This window comes from Bordetella saccharivorans, assembly GCF_045862855.1.
GTDB classification, from domain to species: Bacteria; Pseudomonadota; Gammaproteobacteria; order Burkholderiales; family Burkholderiaceae_B; genus Bordetella_A; species Bordetella_A petrii_F.
Genome location: NZ_BAAFZO010000001.1, coordinates 2,352,544 through 2,372,919, shown reverse-complemented (window position 1 = coordinate 2,372,919; position 20,376 = coordinate 2,352,544). Strand labels below are relative to the sequence as shown.

Genomic DNA, 20,376 nt, shown 5'->3' with positions numbered 1-20,376 from the left:
TTTTGCCAATTCTGGACTGATCAGTCCAAAACCGTGCGGCGCCGTGGCGGCGCAGCGCGTTACCTCACAGGAGCATTCTCATGTCGAACGAGCGGACCATCGCCGTGCTGGGCACGGGCATCATCGGCGCGCCGGTGGCGCGCAACCTGCGCAAGCATGGTTTCACGGTGCGCGCCTGGAACCGCACCGCGGCCAAGGCGCAAGCCCTGGCCGCGGATGGCGTGCAGCCCTGCGACACGCCGGCGGAGGCGGTGCGCGGCGCCGCCCTGGTGCTGACTGCGCTCAACGACGGCGTGGCGGTGCGCCAGGCCATGCAGGCCGCTGCGCCGGGGCTGGCGCCCGGCGCCGTGTGGCTGCAGCTCAGCACGGTCGGCATCGCCGAGATCGACCAGCTGGCCGCGCAGGCCCGCGACCTGGGCCTGGTGTTCTACGACGCGCCGGTCCTGGGCACCCGCCAGCCCGCCGAGCAAGGCCAGTTGATCATCCTGGCGGCCGGGCCGGCGGCCGCGCGCGCGACTGTCCAGCCGGCGTTCGACGCGATCGGCAAGCGCACCATCTGGGTATCCGACCACAGCGGCGCCAGCAGCCGGCTGAAGCTGGCGCTGAATCACTGGGTGTTCGCGCTGACGCATGGCGTGGCCGAAAGCCTGGCGCTGGCCAAGGGCCTGGGCGTCGACCCGGCGCTGGTAATCGAAGCCGTGAGCGGCGGCCCGCTGGACAACGGCTACTTCCAGGGCAAGTCGGCCGCCATGCTGGGCGGCGACTACACCCCCAGCTTCTCGGTGACCAACGCGCTGAAGGACTCGCAACTGATCGTCGAGGCCGCGGCACAGGCCGGCATCACACTGGACGGCGCGGCCGCCGGCCTGCAGCGGTTCCAGCGGGCGCAGGCGGCCGGCCACGGGGACAAGGACATGGCGGCCTCGCACCTGGCCTGAGCCGCGCCGGCACGCGACACGAGGAATGCGCCATGCGAGCCCACTTCCGCCTGGACGCGGCCGACGCGGTCTCGACCCGCGATGCGCGCCATGCCCACGTGCAAGGCGCGGACGGCCTGCTGGACCTGGACCTGCTGGCGGCCGGCCAGGCCACGGCCGGCGACGACAACCGGATCGCGCCGCTGCAGGTCTTCGCGGCGGCCTGCGCGGCGGGGTTCCATGCCACGCTGGGCCGCATCGCCGGCGGCGAGTCGGCGGTGCGGGCCGAAGCCGCGCTATATGCCACCGCCGAACGGCGCTTCGAGCTGGGCGTGGTGCTGCGCGTGAGCCTGCCTGGGCGCGCGCCGGAGGATGCCCGGGCGCTGGCCGACCGGGCGCGGCGACTATGCCCCTACCTGAGGGCGCTGGGGCCGCGGGCGACGGTGCTGCTGGCCCAGGAAGGCTGAAGCCGGCGCGGGCTCACGCGCCGGCCGGCACGATCAGCTCCGGCTGCCCCGCCGGCCTCACCAGGCTGGCCATTTCCTTGCGATAGCGGTTCAGGTCCTTGACGCTTTCGAAGCTGCGGTCCATCAACGTGGACAGGATGTGGAGAATGCGGCTGGCCACCTTCTGCTCCCACACGCCATCGAAGCGGATCTGCGTGTCCAGCCAGTGCTCCAGCCAGCCCGGCTCGGGCAGGCGCGACTGCACCGTGTCGTTGGGGAACAGCGCCTTGTTGACGTGCAGGTTGGTGGGATGCATGGCCTGCGAGGTGCGGCTGGCCGAGGCCATCAGCACGCCGATCTTCGAGAACGCCAGGCGCGCCTGCTCGCTGATGCGCTGGCCGCGGTCGTGCAGCGCGCGGCGCATGTACTGCAGGTACGCGCCGGCGTGGCGCGCCTCGTCGCGCGAGATGGTCTGGTAGATGGCCTTGATGACCGGCTCGGTATGCCATTCGGCGGCGCGCCGGTACCAATGGTTGAGCCGGATTTCGCCGCAGAAGTGCAGCATCAGCGTCTCGAGCTCGGGCGCGGGATCGAATTCGAAGCGCACCTTGTGCAGCTCTTCCTCGGTCGGCGCCAGGTCGGGGCAGAAGCGGCGCAGGTACTCGATCAGCACCAGCGCATGCTTCTGCTCTTCGAAGAACCACACCGACATGAATGCGCAGAAATCGCTGTCGTCGCGGTTGTCGCGCAGGAACATCTCGGTGGCAGGCAGCGCCGCCCATTCGGTGATGGCATTCATCTTGATGGTATATGCCTGCTCGTCCGAAAGCTTGCTGCGGTCGAAGTCGTCCCAGGGTATATCGCTCGCCATGTTCCAGCGCACGGCTTCCATGGTCTTGAAGAGTTCAGGATAAAGCATGGTGTGCCCTTGTTGGTCCCGCATGGGGCTTGGTAAAGAGAAGTGCCGTGCATGCACGGCCCGGACCGCGCGCGTGGTTTGCGCAGGGTTATTTATCGCCGCCCCGTACGAAACTGTCATGACAATCCGGTGACGAATTCATGACAAACGTGGCGCGACGACAGGAACGCGGCTGCATCAGCGGGTCAGCGCCCACAGAGCCACGCCCACGGCCACCGCCAGCACGGCCGTCAGCGCGGCCAGCAGGCGGTTGCCCTGTTCCTGCGCTTTGCGCAGGCGGGTCATTTCGAGCAGCAGCGCCGGCGCCGGATCGGGCCGGCTGAGCCGCTCGTGCAGCAGCCTCGGCAGGGCCGGCAGGGTCTGCGACCACTGCGTGGCTTCCTTGGCCAGGGCCTTGCGCAGACCGTCCAGGCCCATGCGCTGCCGCATCCAGTTTTCCAGGTAAGGCTTGGCGGTCTTCCAGAGATCCAGGTTGGGATCGAGCTGGCGCCCCAGCCCCTCGACGTTCAGCAGGGTCTTCTGCAGCAGCACCAGTTGCGGCTGGATCTCGACATTGAAGCGGCGCGAGGTCTGGAACAGCCGCAGCAGGACCTGCCCGAGCGAGATCTCGGCCAGCGGGCGGTCGAAATACGGTTCGCAGACGGCGCGCACGGCGCCTTCGAGCTCCTCTTCGCGCGTATCGGGCGGCACCCAGCCCGATTCGATGTGCAGTTGCGCCACGCGGCGATAGTCGCGGTGGAAGAAGGCCAGGAAATTCTGCGCCAGGTAGTTCTTGTCGAATTCGGACAGCGAGCCGACGATGCCGAAGTCCAGGGCGATATAGCGCCCCAGCGTCTCGGGGCGGTCGGACACATAGATATTGCCCGGATGCATGTCGGCATGGAAGAAGCCGTCGGAAAACACCTGGGTGAAGAAGATATCCACGCCGCTGCGCGCCAGCTTGGGAATGTCGATGCCGGCGGCACGCAGGCGGTCGACCTGCCCCACCGGAATGCCATACATGCGCTGCATGGTGAATACGGTAGAGGCCGTGTATTCCCAGATGACTTCGGGCACGATCAGCATGTCGCCGCGCCCCGAGGCCGCGTCGAAATTGCGCCGCAACTGGCTGCAATTGGACGCCTCGCGCACCAGGTCGAGCTCGTCGTGCAGGTAATTGTCGAATTCGGCCACCACCTCGCGCGGCTTCAGGCGGCGGCCATCCGCGCCGGCGCGCTCGACGATGCCCGCCACGATGCGCAACAGCGCCAGGTCGCGCTCGATGGCCTGCCGCATGCCGGGACGCAGCACCTTGACCGCCACCTCGCGGCCGTCATGCAGGACGGCAAAATGCACCTGGGCAATGGAGGCCGACGCCACCGGATCGACGTCGAACTGCGCGAACAGCTGCGCGGGAGGCGCGCCCAGCGCCGCCTCGATGCAGGCGGCCGCCTGGGCGGACGGAAACGGCGGGACACGGTCCTGCAACAGCGCCAGTTCATCGGCGATATCGGCGGGGATGAGGTCGCGGCGGGTCGACAGCACCTGGCCGAATTTCACGAAAATGGGGCCGAGCGACTCCAGCGCCCGGCGCAGCCGCAAGCCGCGCGGCGCGCGCGGCCGCATGCCGAGCCGGATCAGCCAGCGCAGGGCCGAGGCCAGCGGATGATTCAGGCTGGACAGCACCAAGTCGTCCAGGCCGAACCGGAACGACACATACAGGATACGGAGTACGCGCAGCAGGCTCGGCATGGCGTCAGGCGCCCCGTCGCGCGGCCAGGCGCGCCAGGCGCGCATCCAGGGCCTCGGCGGCGCGCGCCAGCGCTTCGTTCTGCGCGGCCAGGTCGGCCAGGTCCTGGCGCCACTGCGCCAGCAGCGGCGCGCCGGCCAGCACGGGCCGTTCTTCAGACAGGTATTCGGACAGGTTCCGGCCCAGCCGCCCGGCCGCGCCGCGCGCGCCTTCGCCGGCGGCGCGCAGGCCGGCCACCAGCCGCGCGGCGGGGATGTCGCCGACCAGGCGCGCCAGGTCGTCCTCGGCATCCCAGCGCAGGTCGGCCGCCAGGTCGGCCACCACCCGCGCCAGGGCGGCGTCGCCCTCGATATGGGTGGCCTCGGCCATGTCGGGCTTGTCCTGGCCGGACAGCAAGCGCAGCGGGTTGAGCCTGGCCAGGTCGACCGTCAGGGTGACGTCGGGCACCACGGCGGCGTCGGCCAGGCCGGCATACCCTTCGCTGTCGATGGCCAGCCCTGCCGTGAAACCGCCGGTGACGAAGCGCACCGTCTTGCCGGCATGGCGCGCCAGGCGCTCGCGCGCCCAGGCTTCACGCGCCAGCAGCGTATTCAGCGCGCGCACGGCCAGCCGCGGCGGAGTGGGCAAAATGGAGAAGGGCAGCATCGACGCTTGCCGGACTGGCGCGTGGCAAGCCCGACCGGAAAAAAGGACAAACCCGGAGTTTACCGGGTTGAGGCGCTTTCACCCTGAAAGCGCAGCGGCGCGCCGCCCGCGCAGCGGGCCGCGCGCCCGGGCTGGCCGGACGCGCGGGGCGCCCGGCGGCCCGTCAGCTGGCGTATTCGACCGGGATCTGCTGGATGCCGGCCAGCAGCCAGCCGCCTTGCTCGGGCTTGAACAGGTTCCAGACTTCCTCGAAACGGAAGGCCTCGGTGCCCGGCGCCTCGCGCAGCATGCCGGAGAACCGGACGCTGGCCAGGTGGCCGTCGGAGACGGTCTCGATGCCCAGCAGTTCGGCGTTGAGCAGCACCACTTCGGTCTTGTTCGGCGTGGCACCGCGCTCGGCCAGTTGCTGCTTGAGCTCGGCGATCAGGTCGTCGGTAAGGAATTCGCGCAGGCGGTCGGTGTCGCCGCTGTCCCAGATGGCCTGGATGCGCACGAATTGGTCCTTGGCGTGCTTGAGGAACTCGGTGGTGTTGAAGTCGCCAGGGATGTACCAGTTGTCGGCGGCGCCGGCGGCGGACAGCGGGGCGGCGGCCGATGCCGCGGCCGGGGCGGTTGCGGGCGCCGGAGCGGCGGACGGCTGCATGGCCTGGCGCCAGGTCGATTGGGACTGCTGCTGGCTGGCTTCACGGGCCGCGCCGGGGCCATAGGCGCCCTGGGTGGCGTGGCGCGGGCCGGCGCCGCGCAGGCGGCGCACGATGAACATCACGGCAAACACCACCAGCGCGATCAGCAGCATGCTGGACAGGAACTCGGCAAAAGCGCCGGACAGGCCCAGGTGCGACAGCAGGGCGGCGATGCCCAGGCCCGCGGCGATGCCGGCGATGGGGCCCAGCCAGCGCGACATGCCGCTCTTGGCGGCCGTGCCCGCCGCGGCGGTGCCGGCGGCGGCGCCGGTGGCCGGCGCCGTGCTGCGGTTGGTGGTGGTAGCCGTGGACGGCGTGACAGCCTGGCGCTGCTGGGTGATGTTGGTGGACTGGCGGCCAATGCTGCTGCCCCCGCCCATGCGACGCGCCTCGGCGTCGAAGGACACCGCCAGCATGGCGGTGCCGGCGACGGCGATCAAGGCGGCGGCAAACAGCCGGGTGAATCCGGATCGGGACATATTGTGTGACTCCTAGAGCGCATGGCGCCGGCCGGCTGGCCGCCGCCGCCGGCCCCCGCGAGGCGCCGGCATTTTTTCTTGGTCGGGGTTTTCTTACAAAAAACTGAACACTTGAAGAATAACGGACAAGCCGGCGGGCGACAAGTTCCCCGCCAGGCGCCCCGACGCCCCCGCGGCGGCGCTCAGGCCAGCCGCACGCCCTCGTGCAGGGCAACCACGCCGGCCGTCAGGTTGAAGTACTGCACGCGCTCCAGGCCGGCGATGCGCATCATGTCGGCCAGGGTGTCCTGGTCGGGATGCATGCGGATGGACTCGGCCAGGTAGCGGTAGCTGGCCTCGTCGCCGGCCACTTTCTTGCCCAGCCAGGGCAGCACGTTGAAGGAGTACCAGTCGTAGGCGGGCGCCAGGGGCTTGGCCACCCGGGAGAACTCCAGCACCAGCAGCTTGCCGCCGGGCTTGAGCACCCGGGTCATTTCGGCCAGCGCGCGGTCCTTGTGCGTCATGTTGCGCAGCCCGAACGCCACGCTGACCCGGTCGAAGTGGCCGCTGGGAAAAGGCAGGTGCTCGGCGTCGCAGACCGCGGTGGGCAGCAGCAGGCCGGCGTCCGTCAGCCGGTCGCGGCCGACCCGCAGCATGGAATCGTTGATGTCGGTCAGCCAGACCTCGCCCGTCGGCCCGGCGCGGCGGGCGAAAGCCCGCGCCAAGTCGCCCGTGCCGCCGGCGATGTCCAGCACCTTCATGCCCGGCCGGATCGCGGCCCGGCCAATGGTGAAAGCCTTCCAGGCGCGATGCAGGCCGCCCGACATCAGGTCGTTCATGACGTCGTAGCGCGAAGCCACCGAATGAAAAACCTCCGCCACCTTGCGGGCCTTCTCGCTTTCAGGGACAGACTGAAAGCCGAAATGGGTGGTGGACGAATCGGAAGAAGAAGCGGGGTTTTGCATGGTCGGATCCCAATATATGGCTCAATGGTAGCCGATCGAGGCAGCGCGGACGTACGGGCGGCGCCTGGGGAATAGGTGTCAGACACCCCTTGTGCGTCATCCCGCCAGGCAGGACGGTGCGCAAGGGGTGTCTGACACCTGCGCGAGGAAGCGCAGGGTCCCGCCCGCCGACGCGTCAAGAACCCGGAACCATCCGCCCTCGGTCACATACCTGAAATATTCCGGCCATACTATCGCAATGTTCGCGCCGCACGGCGCTCACCGCCCCGATTCCACGCCGCCATGTCCAGCACCATTCTCGTCGTCGAAGACGAACCCGCCATCCAGGAACTGATCGCCGTCAATCTGTCGTTCGCCGGCCATAAAGTCTTGCGTGCCTTCGACGCCGAGCAGGCGCAGACGCTCATCCGCGCCGAGCTGCCCGACCTGATCCTGCTCGACTGGATGCTGCCCGGCACCTCCGGCCTGACGCTGGCCCGCAAGCTGCGCGACGACGAGCGCACCCGCGCCGTGCCGGTCATCATGCTGACCGCCAAGGGCGCCGAGCAGGACAAGGTCGACGGCCTGGAGGCCGGGGCCGACGACTACATCACCAAGCCGTTCTCGCCCAAGGAGCTGATGGCGCGCATCAAGGCCGTGCTGCGCCGCCGCGCGCCCCAGCTGACCGACGACATCATCGATGTCAGCGGCCTCAAGCTCGACCCGGTCACTCACCGCCTGTCCGGCAACGACCAGTCGCTGTCGATCGGCCCGACCGAATTCCGCCTGCTGCACTTCTTCATGACCCACCCCGAGCGCGTGTTCTCGCGCTCGCAATTGCTGGACCAGGTCTGGGGCGATCACGTGTTCGTCGAAGAACGCACCGTCGATGTGCACATCCGCCGCCTGCGCAAGGCCCTGGAGCCCACCGGCCACGACGCGCATGTGGAAACCGTGCGCGGCAGCGGCTACCGGTTTACCGCACAGCTGCCGACACGGTAAAACATCGCCACGATGATCTGGCTGCGCACTTTCTTCCTGGTCGCCCTGTGGGCGATCATGGCCCTGCTTGCCCAATGGCTGGTCGGCGATCCGGCCGGCTGGGTGGTCTTCTGCGCCGCCTTGCTGGTGATGCTGTTCTGGCGCAGCTGGCGGCTGCGCGCGGTGTCGCACTGGGCCCACCACCCCGAGACTTCGCCGCCCGCCTCGGTCGGCCCCTGGGACGACATCCTGGCGCCGCTGTACCGCTACACGCGGGCCCGCGCGCGCGAGCTGGCCGAGACGCGCGGCACCATGCAGGGCATGCTGGCCGCCGCGCAGGCGCTGCCCGACGGCGTGGTGACGCTGAACGAGGACTTCCAGATCGAGTGGTGTAACCGCATGGCGCGCCACCACCTGGGGCTGAGCCTGCCGGCCGACCGCGGCCACAACCTGCTGAACCTGCTGCGCGCGCCGGAATTCGTCGCCTATGCGCATCGCGACGATTGGCCCGAGCCCATCCTGGTGCGCCTGGCGCACGGCGGCCAGGAACGCGTCATGATGATGCACCTGGCGGCCTATGCCAGCAATCGCCGGCTGCTGATCTCGCGCGATGTCACCCAGATCGAGAAGCTCGAGACCACGCGACGCGACTTCGTGGCCAATGTCTCGCACGAGCTGCGCACGCCGCTGACCGTGCTGGCCGGTTTTCTCGAGACCCTGCGCGACATGCCGGCGGAGGCGCTCAGCAGCGAGCAGCGCGAGCAGTACCTGACCATGATGCACGAGCAGGCCCAGCGCATGCAGGCCATCGTCGAGGACCTGTTGACGCTGTCCACGCTGGAGTCCTCGCCCGGCTCGGACCCGCGCGCGGTCAATCTGCCGGCCCTGCTGCAGACCTCCCGCCAGCAGATCGAGGCGCTGTCGGCCGGACGCCACAGCTTCACCTGGCATATCGACGAATCGCTCGACGTGCTGGGCGCCGAGACCGAGCTGGCCTCGGCCGTGTCGAACCTGCTGACCAACGCGGTGCGCTATACCCCGGACGGCGGCTCGATCACCGTACGCTGGCGCAGCGCCGCCGATGGCGGCGCCTGCTTCAGCGTGCAGGATACCGGCATCGGCATCGCCGCGCTGCACCTGCCGCGCCTGACCGAGCGCTTCTACCGCGTCGACCGGGGCCGCTCGCGCGCCGCCGGCGGCACCGGCCTGGGCCTGGCCATCACCAAGCACATCGCCATCCGCCACGACGCCGAACTGCTGATCGCCAGCGAAGTGGGCAAGGGCAGCACCTTTTCACTGCAGTTCCCGGCCGAACGCATCGTGTCCGCCTGATCGCCACACCGGCCGAATGGCCTCTGGCGATCGGCGCGCCAAACTGCGCCACAATAGGGGCAGGCTTTTCCTCCACCCTTCCCTGTTGCAGCAGTCATGGCCCAAATCGTCCTGTTCGAGAATATCCATCCCAGCGCGCGCGAAGTCTTCGCGGCGGCCGGCTACACCGACATCGCCACGCATGCGTCCGCGCTGCCGCCGGCCGAGTTGCGCGAGGCCCTGCGCGGCGCGCAGGTGGCGGGGATCCGCTCGCGCACACACCTGGATGCCGAACTGCTGGGCGCCGCGCCCGACCTGCGCGTGGTGGGCTGCTTCTGCATCGGCACCAACCAGGTCGACCTGAACAATGCCATGCAGCGCGGCATTCCGGTCTTCAACGCACCGTTCTCGAACACCCGCTCGGTGGCCGAACTGGTGCTGGGCGAGACCATCCTGCTGCTGCGGCGCATCCCCGAGAAAAACACGCGCGTGCACCTGGGCCACTGGGACAAGTCGGCCGCCGGCGCCTTCGAGACGCGCGGCAAGACGCTCGGCATCGTGGGCTACGGCAACATCGGCTCGCAGATCAGCACCCTGGCCGAGAGCATCGGCATGCGCGTGGTCTTCCACGACGTCGAGGCCAAGCTGCCGCTAGGCAACGCGCGCGCGGCCGGCTCGCTGGCCGAGCTGCTCGGACAAGCCGACGTGGTCACGCTGCACGTGCCCGGCGGCAAGAGCACCGAGAACCTCATCGATGCCGTCGCCCTCAAGCAGATGAAGCGCGGCGCCATTCTCATCAATGCCTCGCGCGGCACCGTGGTCGACATCGCGGCGCTGCACGCGGCGCTGACTTCCGGCCACCTGGCCGGCGCCGCGCTGGACGTCTTCCCGACCGAGCCCAAAGGCGTCGACGAACCGTTGGCCAGCCCGCTGATCGGCCTGCCCAATGTGCTGCTCACGCCGCACATCGGCGGCAGCACGCAGGAATCGCAGGAGAACATCGGCCGCGAAGTGGCCGAGAAGCTGGTGCGCTTCCTGCAGGCGGGCACCACCAAGAGCGCGGTCAACTTCCCCGAACTGCCCTACCTGGAACGCGCCGGCGCGGCCCGCATCCTGCACGTGCACCGCAACGCCCCCGGCGCGCTGGGCGCGCTGGACAACCTGCTGGCCGAGCAGGGCCTGAACATCGTCAGCCAGAGCCTGCAGACACGCGGCCAGATCGGCTACGTGGTCACCGACGTGGACGGCGAAGTGAGCGATACCGTGATGGCGGCGCTGCGCGCCCACCCGGTCACGGTGCGCTGCGACCTGCTGTAGGCGTCCCGGCCGCGCGCGCCAGGCAGTCCGCAAGATGCCCGGCCGGCGTGGCCGGGTCGTGCGGCAGGCGGGCCACCAGGCCGATCTCCCGGTCGAAGCCGGCCTCGCCCAGGTCGTACAGGCGCAGGCCGCGGGGATCGAGCTGCCGCGTATGCGGCAGCAGCGCCACGCCGAGCCCGCGCCGCACCAGGTTGGCAATGGCGTCCATTTCGTCCAGTTCGACGGCCTCGCGCACGGCGATGCGCTGCTTCTTCAGGAACAGGTCCACCAGGCGCCCGCCGAACGAGGAGCGGTCATAGCGGATGAACGGCTGGCCGGCCAGCAGCTCGCGCCAGGACTGCGGCGGCAGTCCGGTCGGCGCGGCCAGCACCACCGGCTCGCGCAACAAGGGGCGCCATGCCAGTTCCGGCGGCAGCGCGAACGGCGGGCGGATCAGCACGGCGAGGTCGATCTCGCCGGCATCGACCTGGCCCAGCAGCGACAGCGACACGCCCGGCACGACGCGCACCCGCACATCGGGGAAAGTGTCGCGGAAATCCGCCAGCGCGGCCACCAGCGCGGCCTGCTGCACCGACGCGATGGCGCCGACGCGCAGCAGGCCGCTGACGTGGCCGGCCCCGGCGGTGCTGACCATGCGCTCGGCCATGGCGACCAGCTCCTCGGCCTGCGGCAGCATTTCGCGGCCGGCCGCGTTCAGGGCCGCCGACTTGCCGGTGCGCTCGAACAGCGCGACGCCCAGGTAATCTTCCAGGCGGCGCATCTGCGCGCTGACGGCGGACTGGGTCAGCCCCAACTGGCGGCCCGCGCCGGTAAACGTGCCGTCGCGCGCGACCGCGATAAAGGTCTTGAATTCGCGTATCACAATCGATTTTTTCGATGCTCAGGGCAAAAAAATATCGTTTTTCGATCAAAAAAACAATCACTAGAATGATAAGCAAGCAACCAGGCCCCGCCGCCGGCGGAGCCGGGCGTTTTGTTTTACTCTTGCCGAATCCGGAGCATTCCATGACCGCACAAGCCACCCTGCCCCCCTTCCACCTGGCCTTCCCCGTCCGCGACCTGGCCGAGGCCCGCAAGTTCTACGGCGAACTGCTGGGCTGTCCCGAGGGCCGCAGCTCCGATGAGTGGGTCGATTTCAATTTCTACGGCCACCAGATCGTCGCCCACCTGTCGCCCGATGAGTGCGGCCACAAGTCCACCAGCTCGGTCGATTCCCACGACGTGCCGGTGCGCCACTTCGGCGCCGTGCTGCCCATGCAGGACTGGGAGGCGCTGGCCAGCAAGCTGACCGAGGCGGGCACCAAGTTCGTCATCGAGCCGTACGTCCGCTTCAAGGGCGAAGTCGGCGAACAGGCCACCATGTTCTTCCTGGATCCGTCGGGCAACGCGCTGGAATTCAAGTCGTTCAAGAACCTGGATTCCCTGTTCGCCAAGTAAGCCACGGAGGCTGCCGCGCCGTTGAACGATAACGCCCCCCGCGCCACGGTCGCCTGGCGCATCCAGCCGCAAGGCGACCGCTGCCTGCTCGTCTACTTCGGCGACGGCATCGATATCCACACCGGCCGGCTGTGCCTGGCCGCGGCGCGCTTGCTGCGCGAGGCGCGGCTGCCCGGCGTCACCGACGTCGTGCCCTCGTTCGTGGCGGTGGCAGTGCATTACCGGCCCGACGGCCGGCACGGCCCGCGCTATGCGCAGCGGGTCGAGCAGATCGAACAGATCCTGGCGCGCGGCGTCGCGCCCGACGCCCTGGCGGGGCGCGAGGTCGATATCCCGGTGTGCTATGGCGGCGAACACGGCCCGGACCTGGAAGACGTGGCGCGCCATGCCGGCGTTTCCACCCAGGAAGTCGTGGCGCTGCACGGACAGCCCGGCAACCTGGTGTTCATGCTGGGCTTCGCGCCCGGGGCGGCCTACTTGGGCGTGCACGACGAACGCCTGAACATTCCACGCCGCGCTTCGCCGCGCACCGCCGTGCCGGCCGGCTCGGTGGCGGTGGCCAACCGCCAGAGCATGATCTATCCCAGCCAGTCGCCGGGCGGCTGGAACATCATCGGGGCCACGCCGCTGGTGATGTTCGACCCGGCGCGCCAGCCGGCCGCCCTGCTGCAGCCGGGCGACCGGGTGCGCTTCGTACCGATCGACGCCGACGAGTTCCGCCGGCAGCGCGAGGTCGCGCAATGAGCCTGACCGTCCTCAAGCCGGGCCTGCTGTCCACCTTCCAGGACGGCGGCCGCACCGGCAGCCAGCACCTGGGCGTGCCGGTCTGCGGCGCCATGGACGAGCGGGCCCACCGCCTGGCCAACCTGCTGGCCGGCAATGACGCCGACCACGCCACGCTCGAGATCACCCTGGCCGGACCGATGCTGCGCTTCGAGGCGCCGGCCTGCTTCGCTATTGCCGGGGCCGACCTGGGCGCCACCTTGAACGGCGCCGCGGCGCCGTGCCATCGCCCGCTGGTGGCGCGCGCCGGCGATGTGTTGGCATTCGGCGCGGCCGCGCCCGAGGCCGGCCTGCGCGCTTATCTGGCGGTGCATGGCGGCTATGCGCTCACGCCGGTCATGGGCAGCGCCAGCACCTACCTGCGCGGCGGGTTCGGCGGCCACGCCGGGCGCGCGCTGGCCAGGGGCGACTCGATCGGGTTGCACGCCCCGCTGCCCGGCGACCCGGCCGCGCTGGCGCGCCTGGCCGAGGCACTGTGGCAAGTGCGCGCCTACCTGCCCGCCAGTCTGGCGGGCCGCGCGCGCGCCAATCTGCGAGTGCTGCCGGGCGTACACTGGGAAGAATTCGACGCCGCCTCGCGCCACGCCCTGCTGCATGCCGAATTCCGCATCAGCGCCCAATCCGACCGCATGGGCTACCGTCTGGAAGGCCCGCCCCTGGCCATGACGGCGCCGCGCCAGATCCTTTCCGAGGCAGCCAGCTACGGTACGGTGCAGGTGCCGGCCGGCGGCGAGGCCATCGTGCTGATGGCGGATCGCCAGACCACCGGCGGTTATCCCAAGATTGCCCAGGTGATCACCGTCGACCTGCCCGCGCTGGCGCAGCGCCGGCCTGGCCAGACCGTGCGCTTCGCCCCGGTCGGGCTGGACGAGGCGCAGCGGCTCGATGCCGAGCGCGAGGAAGCATTCATTCAATTGCAGAGCGCGCTGCATCCCTTGCGCGCCCTGCTGCCTGCCGGAGGAGACCCGCCGTGAGTACCGCCATTGATCTCAATTGCGACATGGGCGAAAGCTATGGCGCCTGGCACATGGGCAACGACGCGGCCGTGCTGCAGTTCGTCAGCTCGGCCAACGTGGCCTGCGGCTTCCATGGCGGCGATCCGTCGACGATGCGCCAGACCGTCGCGGCGGCGCAGGCGCGCGGCGTGGCGGTGGGCGCGCATCCCAGCCTGCCCGACCTGGTCGGCTTCGGGCGGCGCCCCATGCAGATCACGCCGCAGGAAGCCTATGACATGGTGGTCTACCAGGTCGGCGCGCTGGCGGCCGTGGCCGCGGCGCAGGGCGCCCGCCTGCACCACGTCAAGGCGCACGGCGCCCTGTACAACATGGCCGCCAAGGACGCCGCCCTGGCGCAGGCCATCTGCCGCGCCGTGCGCGACGTGGACGGCAGCCTGGTGCTGTACGGGCTGGCCGGCAGCCAGTTGGTGAGCGCCGCGCAGGAGCTGGGGCTGCGTGCCGCCCATGAAGTGTTTGCCGACCGCTCCTACCAGGACGACGGTTCGCTGACGCCGCGCAGCCAGCCCGGTGCCATGATCGAGGACCTCGACGCGGCGGTGGCCCAGGTGCTGGGCATGGTGCGCGACGGCATGGTGCGCTCGGTCAACGGCCACGCAGTGCCGGTGCGCGCCGATACCCTGTGCATCCACGGCGACCAGCCCAACGCGCTGGTGTTCGCGCAGGGCCTGCGCGATGCGCTGCGCGACGCCGGCATCGCCGTGCGCGCGCCCTGAGGCCCGCCGCTACGCCGCCAGCGCGCGCATTTCGGCGTACAGGTCGGCTTTGCCCTCGAAGCCGATGCCCGGCAGTTCCGGCAGGGTCACGATGCTGTCGCGCACCTGCACGCCATCCGGAAAGCCGCCATAGGGCTGGAACAGGTCGGGATACGACTCGTTGCCGCCCAGCCCCAGCCCCGCCGCGATGGCCAGCGACATCTGGTGGCCGCCGTGCGGGATGCAGCGGCTGGCGGACCAGCCATGGTCCTTGAGCATGTCCAGGGTGCGCAGGTACTCGACCAGCCCGTAGCTCAATGCGCAGTCGAACTGCAGCCAGTCGCGGTCGGGCCGCATGCCGCCGTAGCGGACCAGGTTGCGCGCGTCCTGCATGGAGAACAGGTTTTCGCCGGTGGCCATCGGGCCGGCGTAGTGGTTGGCCAGCTCGGCCTGCAGGGCATAGTCGAGCGGATCGCCCGCCTCTTCGTACCAGAACAGGTCGTATTGCGACAGCGCCTTGGCATAGGCAATGGCCGTCGGCAGGTCGAAGCGGCCGTTGGCGTCGACCGCCAGGCGCTGCCCCGGCCCCAGCAGCTTCAGCACGGCCTCGATGCGCGCGCAATCCTCGGCCAGCGAGGCGCCGCCGATCTTCTTCTTGACCACGGAATAGCCGCGGTCCAGGTAGCTCTGCATCTCGCGGCGCAGGCCGTCCAGGCCCTGTCCCGGCCAGTAATAGCCGCCGGCGGCATAGACGAACACCTCGCGCCTGGCCTGGCCGTCGCCGTAGCGCTCGGCCAGCAGCTGGTACAGCGGCTTGCCTTCGATCTTGGCCACCGCGTCCCATACCGCCATGTCGATGGTGCCGACCGCCACGGAACGCTCGCCGTGGCCGCCCGGCTTCTCGTTGGTCATCATGGCGGCCCAGATCTTGTGCGGGTCGAGGTTGTCGCGCGCGTCGTCGCGCAGGCTGGCGGGATCGGCGGCCAGCACGCGCGGGGCGAAGCGCTCGCGGATCAGCCCGCCCTGTCCATAGCGGCCGTTCGAATTGAAGCCGTAGCCCACCACCGGCCTGCCGTCGCGCACGACATCGGTCACCACCGCCACCAGGCTCAGTGTCATCTTGGAAAAATCGATGTAGGCGTTGCGGATGTTGGACTGTATGGGGCGCGTCGATTCGCGGATGTCGACGATTTTCATGGCGGGCTCCAGCGCGGGGAATGATGCGGCGTATTATCGGAGCCGTGCGGCGGGCTTGCCCAATGCCGTTTTTTTCTGCCTTCATGCTTTCCCGGCATCGCCCATGAACCTGTCCTGGCTGGAAGACTTCCTGGCGCTGGCCGCCAGCGGCAATTTCTCGCGCGCGGCGCAGGAACGCCACATGACCCAGCCGGCCTTCAGCCGCCGCATCCGCGCGCTGGAGTCCTGGCTGGACGTGACGCTGTTCGACCGCGCCACCCACCCGGTCACGCTGACCGAAACCGGCGAATGGTTCCGCGCCACGGCGCAGGAAATCCTCGCGCGCGTGGCGCGCGTGCCCGACGAGGCGCGCGCCGTGGCGCAGGCCGGCGCGGCGACGCTGCGCTTCGCCGCCACCCATGCGCTGTCGCTGACCTTCCTGCCGCAGTGGCTGCGCGGCCTGGAAGCGCGCGTACCGGTCGGCCCCATCCAACTGGTCTCGGACATGCTGCAGCAGTGCGAAGCCTGGATGCAGCAGGGCCGGGTGCAGTTCCTGCTGTGCCATACCCACCCCCAGGCGCCCGGCCGGCTGGATACCTCCGCCTACCGTTCCGTGCGGGTCGGCGCCGAGACGCTGGTGCCGGTCTGCGCGCCGGATCGCGCGGGCCGGCCGCGCCACGCCCTGGGCGGCGGCGCGCGCAAGGCCGTGCCCATGCTGGCCTACAGCGCCGAGTCCGGCCTGGGCCGCCTGGTGGGCGCCCTGCTGGGCCCGGCCCTGCAGCGCACCCGGGTCGAGCCGGTGTTCACGGCGCACCTGGCGGCGGTGCTCAAGAGCATGGCGCTGGACGGGCGCGGCGTGGCCTGGCTGCCGCACAGCATGGTGGATGCCGAACTGCGCGAGCGGCGGCTGGTCGAGGCGGGCGACGCGGCCTGGCGGCTGCAGGCCGAGATCCGCCTGTTCCGCGCCGCCGCCGCGCAGACGCCGGCGGCCGAGGCCTTCTGGGACGCGGCGGCGGCCGCCCACCCCGGCTAGCAGGAACTATTCTTCCAGGGCGCGTCTAACTTGCAAAAGAACAAGACGCACCTTTCATGGACCTGAATTGGCATCGGCAACTGGGCGACAGCCTGCTCTGGCTGCTTTACGCCTGGGCCATCGCCGGCGCCGGCGCCATCGCGATGGCCTGGGCCCTGGTCCGCGGCACGCGCTGGGGCCGGCAATTCTGGCGCCTGGCCTGGCCCTACCTGACGCCGCGGCGCGGCTGGCGGCCGCTTGCCAGCCTGGCGCTGCAACTGCTGCTGGCCCTGTGGTCGGTGCGCATGACCGTGCTGTTCTCGTACTGGTACAAGGGGTTCTACAACGCGCTGCAAGCGCTGAACGCGCGCGCGTTCTGGACGATGCTGGCCGTGTTCGGCGTACTGGCGACGGTGCACGTGCTGCGCGCGCTGCTGGACTACTACGTCGGCCAGTCGTTCGAGATCGGCTGGCGCAGCTGGCTGAATGAAGCCCTGACGCACGACTGGCTGGCCGGCAGCGCCTATTACCGCGGCCAGTTCCTGGACTCGCCGGTCGACAACCCCGACCAGCGCATCGAGCTGGATATCGCCGCCTTTGTCAGCGGCTCGCGCACGCTGGCGTTGGGCGCGGTCGGCGCGCTGGTGTCGCTGGTGGAGTTCACGCTCATCCTGTGGAACCTGTCGGGCCCGCTGCAACTGGGCGGGCTGCAGTTGCCGCGCGCCATGGTGCTGCTGGTCTACCTGTATGTGATCCTGGCCACGCTGCTGGCGTTCAAGATAGGCCGGCCGCTGATCCGCCTGAATTTCCTGGGCGAGCAACTGGCCGCCAATTTCCGCTACGCGCTGGTGCGGCTGCGCGAGAATGCCGAGAACATCGCTTTCTACAGAGGCGCGGAGGTCGAACGCCGGACCCTGCGCGCGCGCTTCGCGGCGTATATCGCCAACTTGTGGGCGCTGGTGCGCCGCACGCTGAAATTCAGCGGCCTGAACCTGGCCATCAGCCAAGTGGCGGTGGTGTTCCCGTTCATGCTGCAGGCGCCGCGCTTTTTCAGTGGCGCCATCAAGCTGGGCGACGTCATGCAGACGTCCCAGGCGTTCGGCCAGGTACAGGATGCGCTGTCGTTCTTCCGCATGTCGTATGACAGCTTTGCGCAATACCGCGCCACGCTGGCGCGGCTGGACGGGTTCCAGGACGCCAACCGGCAGGCCCGCGCCCTGCCCCGCGTCGAGACCGGCGACTGCCGGCATGGCTTGCGCATCGATGCGCTGGATGTGCGCTATCCGGACGGCCGCCCGCTGCTCGCCGGGCTGCAGCTGCGGCTGGCGCCCGGCCAGGCGCTGCTGGTCAAGGGCCCCTCGGGCAGCGGCAAGACCACGCTGCTGCGCGCCGTGGCGGGCCTGTGGCCATACGCGAGCGGACAGGTGTGGCGGCCGCTCGGCGCACGCGCGCTGTTCCTGTCGCAGCGCCCCTACCTGCCGCTGGGCGACCTGCGCACCGCGGTAGCCTATCCGTCCGCGGCCGCCGCCGCGGACGATGCGCGCATCGCCGGGATCCTGCGGCGCGTCAACCTGGGCCACCTGTGCGCCATGCTGGACCAGGCGGCGGACTGGACGCGCGTGCTGTCGCTGGGCGAGCAGCAGCGCCTGGCATTCGCGCGCGTGCTGTTCAATCGCCCGGCCATCGTGTTCCTGGACGAGGCCACGTCGGCCACCGACGACGGCCTGGAACACACGCTCTACAGCCTGCTGCGCGGCGCGCTGCCGGACTGCACGGTGGTCAGCGTGGGGCACCGCAATACCCTGGACGCGTTTCACGACCAGGTCTTGCGGCTGGACGGCCGCGGGGGATGGATTCAGCGCCCGGCGGGGTCCAGCGGCACGCCCGGCGACGATGCCGAGCGCGTGCCGGGCAGCGGCGTACAGCTGGCGGGATGATACGTGTGCACCAGCGACAGCTTGACGCGGTCGCTGCTGTTCTGGCGCGCGGCGTGCAGGGTGCGGCAGTGGAAGAACACCACGTCGCCGGGTTGCAGTTCCGGGCACACCGCGCGGTCGATCCAGGCGCGGTTCTCGGGCAGTTCCGGCCGGAAGAATTTCTTGTCGTCGAACCGCTCGGCCGGGAAGGACACGGAGTGCGAGCCGGGCAGGAAGAACAGGCCGCCGTTGTCGGCGGTTTCGTTGCCCAGCGCCAGCCAGGTCGACACCAGGTCGGACGCGCTGAACGACCAGTAGCGGATGTCCTGGTGCCAGCCGGTCAGGCTGCCGTAGGCCGGATGCTTGGTCATCACGCAGTTGTGGTGCACGGTGGACAGCACCGGCGTGTCGTTGAAATAGGCCCGCAGCCATTCGGCCACCACCGGCGTGGTGGCCCACTGGCGAAACAGCGGCCCGCGCCCATAGGCGCCGAGCAGCCGGCGCACCGTGGCGCCGCCCTGCGCCTGGCGCGAGGCGGGCGCGCCGGGATACTGCAGGTCGGCCTCGTATTCGAGCGGGCCGACGGCCTGCGCCAATTGGCGCTCGGCCTCGTCCCGCAACGCGGCCACCACATCCGGCGCGGCGAGCCGCCGCGCCACCACGAAACCCTGCTGGCGCAATATCGCCACTTGATCGGCGATGGTCGACACGAATGCTTCCTCCGAGGTCAGTCGCCGCGCGGCTCGCCGACGCCTTCCAGGCGGGCGGCGTCGCGCTCGCGCTCGACGTTGCGCACCCATTCGCGCCATACTGCCACCAGCAACGCCATCAACACCGGGCCGACGAACAGCCCGACGATACCCATGGTCTTGACGCCGCCGATCAGGCCGAAGAAAGTGGGCAGGAACGGCAGTTTCACCGGCCCGCCCACCAGGCGCGGCCGCAGCGTCTTGTCGACGATGAACAATTCGATGGTACCCCAGGCGAACAGCGCCAGGCCGGCCGCCAAGTGGCCGGAACCGACCAGGTACAGCGACACCAGCGTGAACGACAGCGGCGCGCCGCCGGGGATCAGCGCCATGAAGCCGGTGACCACGCCCAGCAGCACGGGCGACGGCACGCCCGCCACCCAGTACGCCAGGCCCAGCACCACGCCTTCGCCGACGGCGATCAGGCTCATGCCGGTGACCGTGGACCCGACCGTGGCCGGCACCACGCGCGAGAAGCGCAGCCAGCGCGAAGGCAGGATGCGCTCGCCCAGCACGTCGAGCTGCGCGATCATGCGGTCGCCATCCTTGTAGACGAAGAACAGGGTGATCAGCATGAACACCACGTTCAGCAGCAACTGGAACGCGTTGCCGGTCGCCGACAGCACCATGCGGTAGATGTTGCCGAGGTGTTCGCCGCTGACCATCTCGACCAGGGCGCCCAGGGCGTGCGGCTCGCCCAGGTAGGTCTGCCAGTAGACCGACAGCCGCGGGCCGACCACCGGCAGGGAGGAAATCCAGCCCGGCACCGCCACGCCGTGGCGGTTGGCGGCCAGGGCCCACGCGAAGAAGTTGCTGGCCTCCTGCACGGCGTACGACAGCGCCAGCGTCAGGGGAATGATCAGCACCAGGATGACGCCGACCAGGGCCAGCGTGGCGGCGGGCACGGTCCGGCCGCCGCAGCGCTCGACCAGCCGCTGGTACAGCGGCCACGTGGCCAGCCCGATGATCAGCGCCGCCAGGGCCGGCACCAGGAAGCCGCTCAGGAAATAAGCACCCGCCAGCAGCACCAGCAGGAGTAACCAGCGGGCGATCAGGTACGCGGGTAGGACAGGCTGCTGCATGGGCGGGCGGTGGCTGGGGGTGAATGCGACGCCCAAATATACAGTACCGGTCCGCCCGCCACCGGCAGGCGGACCACGCCGGCTCATCGGGGCGCCCGCACCCAGGCAGGCGCGGCTGGACCGGGGACGCCGCGGAGCCGGCTCCGCCGGTCCGCCAGCTTCG

20 protein-coding genes are annotated in these 20,376 nt (G+C 69.9%); 11 read left to right on the top strand and 9 right to left on the bottom strand.

Going from position 1 to position 20,376, the window contains the following annotated elements:
* The first annotated feature begins 74 nt into the window (after positions 1-74).
* Together ACKTT0_RS11375 and ACKTT0_RS11370 are read left to right on the top strand one after the other, a co-directional pair.
* Positions 75-938, top strand: a complete 864-nt coding sequence (locus ACKTT0_RS11375; RefSeq protein WP_407852418.1) for an NAD(P)-dependent oxidoreductase — start codon at positions 75-77, stop codon at positions 936-938.
* Positions 939-970: 32 nt separating this feature from the next.
* Entirely contained in the window at positions 971-1,384 is a 414-nt protein-coding gene (locus ACKTT0_RS11370; protein ID WP_407850009.1) for an OsmC family protein, read from the top strand.
* A gap of 13 nt (positions 1,385-1,397) precedes the next feature.
* Here the strand turns inward: ACKTT0_RS11370 and ACKTT0_RS11365 are convergent, their stop codons facing one another.
* From ACKTT0_RS11365 to ubiE, 5 genes are all read right to left on the bottom strand, one after another.
* A complete protein-coding gene (locus ACKTT0_RS11365) occupies positions 1,398-2,282 on the bottom strand; it encodes a ferritin-like domain-containing protein (RefSeq protein WP_407850008.1) in 885 nt (294 codons plus the stop codon).
* Positions 2,283-2,459: 177 nt separating this feature from the next.
* Entirely contained in the window at positions 2,460-4,013 is a 1,554-nt protein-coding gene (ubiB, locus tag ACKTT0_RS11360) for a ubiquinone biosynthesis regulatory protein kinase UbiB (RefSeq protein WP_407852417.1), read from the bottom strand.
* Between the two features lie 4 nt (positions 4,014-4,017).
* Complete coding sequence (locus tag ACKTT0_RS11355; RefSeq protein ID WP_407850007.1) at positions 4,018-4,656, bottom strand: ubiquinone biosynthesis accessory factor UbiJ; 639 nt, start codon at positions 4,654-4,656, stop codon at positions 4,018-4,020.
* Between the two features lie 163 nt (positions 4,657-4,819).
* On the bottom strand, positions 4,820-5,818 hold the full coding sequence (locus ACKTT0_RS11350; protein ID WP_407850006.1) for a Tim44 domain-containing protein: 999 nt from the start codon (positions 5,816-5,818) through the stop codon (positions 4,820-4,822).
* A gap of 182 nt (positions 5,819-6,000) precedes the next feature.
* A complete protein-coding gene (gene ubiE / locus ACKTT0_RS11345) occupies positions 6,001-6,762 on the bottom strand; it encodes a bifunctional demethylmenaquinone methyltransferase/2-methoxy-6-polyprenyl-1,4-benzoquinol methylase UbiE (protein ID WP_407850005.1) in 762 nt (253 codons plus the stop codon).
* 282 nt (positions 6,763-7,044) lie between these two features.
* On the opposite strand from ubiE, the gene phoB reads away from it, so the two are divergent.
* The 3 genes from phoB to serA all read left to right on the top strand — a co-directional run bounded on the left by phoB (position 7,045) and on the right by serA (position 10,350).
* Positions 7,045-7,743 (top strand): phosphate regulon transcriptional regulator PhoB, encoded by a 699-nt coding sequence (gene phoB, locus ACKTT0_RS11340; RefSeq protein WP_407850004.1) that lies wholly within the window; start codon positions 7,045-7,047, stop codon positions 7,741-7,743.
* Positions 7,744-7,755: 12 nt separating this feature from the next.
* Complete coding sequence (gene phoR, locus ACKTT0_RS11335; protein WP_407850003.1) at positions 7,756-9,054, top strand: phosphate regulon sensor histidine kinase PhoR; 1,299 nt, start codon at positions 7,756-7,758, stop codon at positions 9,052-9,054.
* 96 nt (positions 9,055-9,150) lie between these two features.
* Entirely contained in the window at positions 9,151-10,350 is a 1,200-nt protein-coding gene (serA, locus tag ACKTT0_RS11330) for a phosphoglycerate dehydrogenase (protein ID WP_407850002.1), read from the top strand.
* Here the strand turns inward: serA and ACKTT0_RS11325 are convergent.
* Positions 10,325-11,212: a LysR family transcriptional regulator gene (locus ACKTT0_RS11325; RefSeq protein WP_407850001.1), complete on the bottom strand. Its 888-nt coding sequence runs from the start codon at positions 11,210-11,212 to the stop codon at positions 10,325-10,327. The two genes, serA and ACKTT0_RS11325, sit on opposite strands and share 26 nt — an antisense overlap.
* Positions 11,213-11,355: 143 nt before the next feature.
* Here ACKTT0_RS11325 and ACKTT0_RS11320 point away from each other — a divergent pair, with 143 nt between their 5' ends.
* The 4 genes from ACKTT0_RS11320 to ACKTT0_RS11305 are packed head-to-tail and all read left to right on the top strand — an operon-like array spanning position 11,356 to position 14,299.
* Positions 11,356-11,787 carry a VOC family protein gene (locus ACKTT0_RS11320; RefSeq protein WP_028355129.1) on the top strand — a complete coding sequence of 144 codons (432 nt, stop codon included), beginning with the start codon at positions 11,356-11,358 and terminating at the stop codon, positions 11,785-11,787.
* A 21-nt stretch (positions 11,788-11,808) separates the two neighbouring features.
* On the top strand, positions 11,809-12,531 hold the full coding sequence (pxpB, locus tag ACKTT0_RS11315) for a 5-oxoprolinase subunit PxpB (protein WP_407850000.1): 723 nt from the start codon (positions 11,809-11,811) through the stop codon (positions 12,529-12,531).
* A complete protein-coding gene (locus ACKTT0_RS11310; RefSeq protein ID WP_407849999.1) occupies positions 12,528-13,544 on the top strand; it encodes a 5-oxoprolinase subunit C family protein in 1,017 nt (338 codons plus the stop codon). Before pxpB ends, ACKTT0_RS11310 begins: the two co-directional genes overlap by 4 nt.
* Positions 13,541-14,299 (top strand): LamB/YcsF family protein, encoded by a 759-nt coding sequence (locus ACKTT0_RS11305; RefSeq protein ID WP_407849998.1) that lies wholly within the window; start codon positions 13,541-13,543, stop codon positions 14,297-14,299. The genes ACKTT0_RS11310 and ACKTT0_RS11305 overlap by 4 nt, the downstream gene beginning before the upstream one ends.
* Positions 14,300-14,308: 9 nt before the next feature.
* Here ACKTT0_RS11305 and ACKTT0_RS11300 read toward each other — a convergent pair whose 3' ends face one another.
* On the bottom strand, positions 14,309-15,475 hold the full coding sequence (locus tag ACKTT0_RS11300; RefSeq protein ID WP_407849997.1) for a mandelate racemase/muconate lactonizing enzyme family protein: 1,167 nt from the start codon (positions 15,473-15,475) through the stop codon (positions 14,309-14,311).
* 103 nt (positions 15,476-15,578) lie between these two features.
* Here ACKTT0_RS11300 and ACKTT0_RS11295 point away from each other — a divergent pair, with 103 nt between their 5' ends.
* The gene (locus ACKTT0_RS11295) at positions 15,579-16,487 is read left to right on the top strand and encodes a LysR substrate-binding domain-containing protein (RefSeq protein ID WP_407849996.1); all 909 of its coding nucleotides are present in this window, start codon (positions 15,579-15,581) and stop codon (positions 16,485-16,487) included.
* Positions 16,488-16,543: 56 nt separating this feature from the next.
* Complete coding sequence (locus ACKTT0_RS11290) at positions 16,544-18,403, top strand: ABC transporter ATP-binding protein/permease (protein ID WP_407849995.1); 1,860 nt, start codon at positions 16,544-16,546, stop codon at positions 18,401-18,403.
* Here ACKTT0_RS11290 and ACKTT0_RS11285 read toward each other — a convergent pair.
* Both ACKTT0_RS11285 and ACKTT0_RS11280 read right to left on the bottom strand, forming a co-directional pair.
* The gene (locus tag ACKTT0_RS11285; RefSeq protein ID WP_407849994.1) at positions 18,322-19,092 is read right to left on the bottom strand and encodes a phytanoyl-CoA dioxygenase family protein; all 771 of its coding nucleotides are present in this window, start codon (positions 19,090-19,092) and stop codon (positions 18,322-18,324) included. The two genes, ACKTT0_RS11290 and ACKTT0_RS11285, sit on opposite strands and share 82 nt — an antisense overlap.
* A 17-nt stretch (positions 19,093-19,109) precedes the next feature.
* On the bottom strand, positions 19,110-20,213 hold the full coding sequence (locus tag ACKTT0_RS11280) for an AI-2E family transporter (RefSeq protein WP_407849993.1): 1,104 nt from the start codon (positions 20,211-20,213) through the stop codon (positions 19,110-19,112).
* Positions 20,214-20,376: the final 163 nt, after the last annotated feature.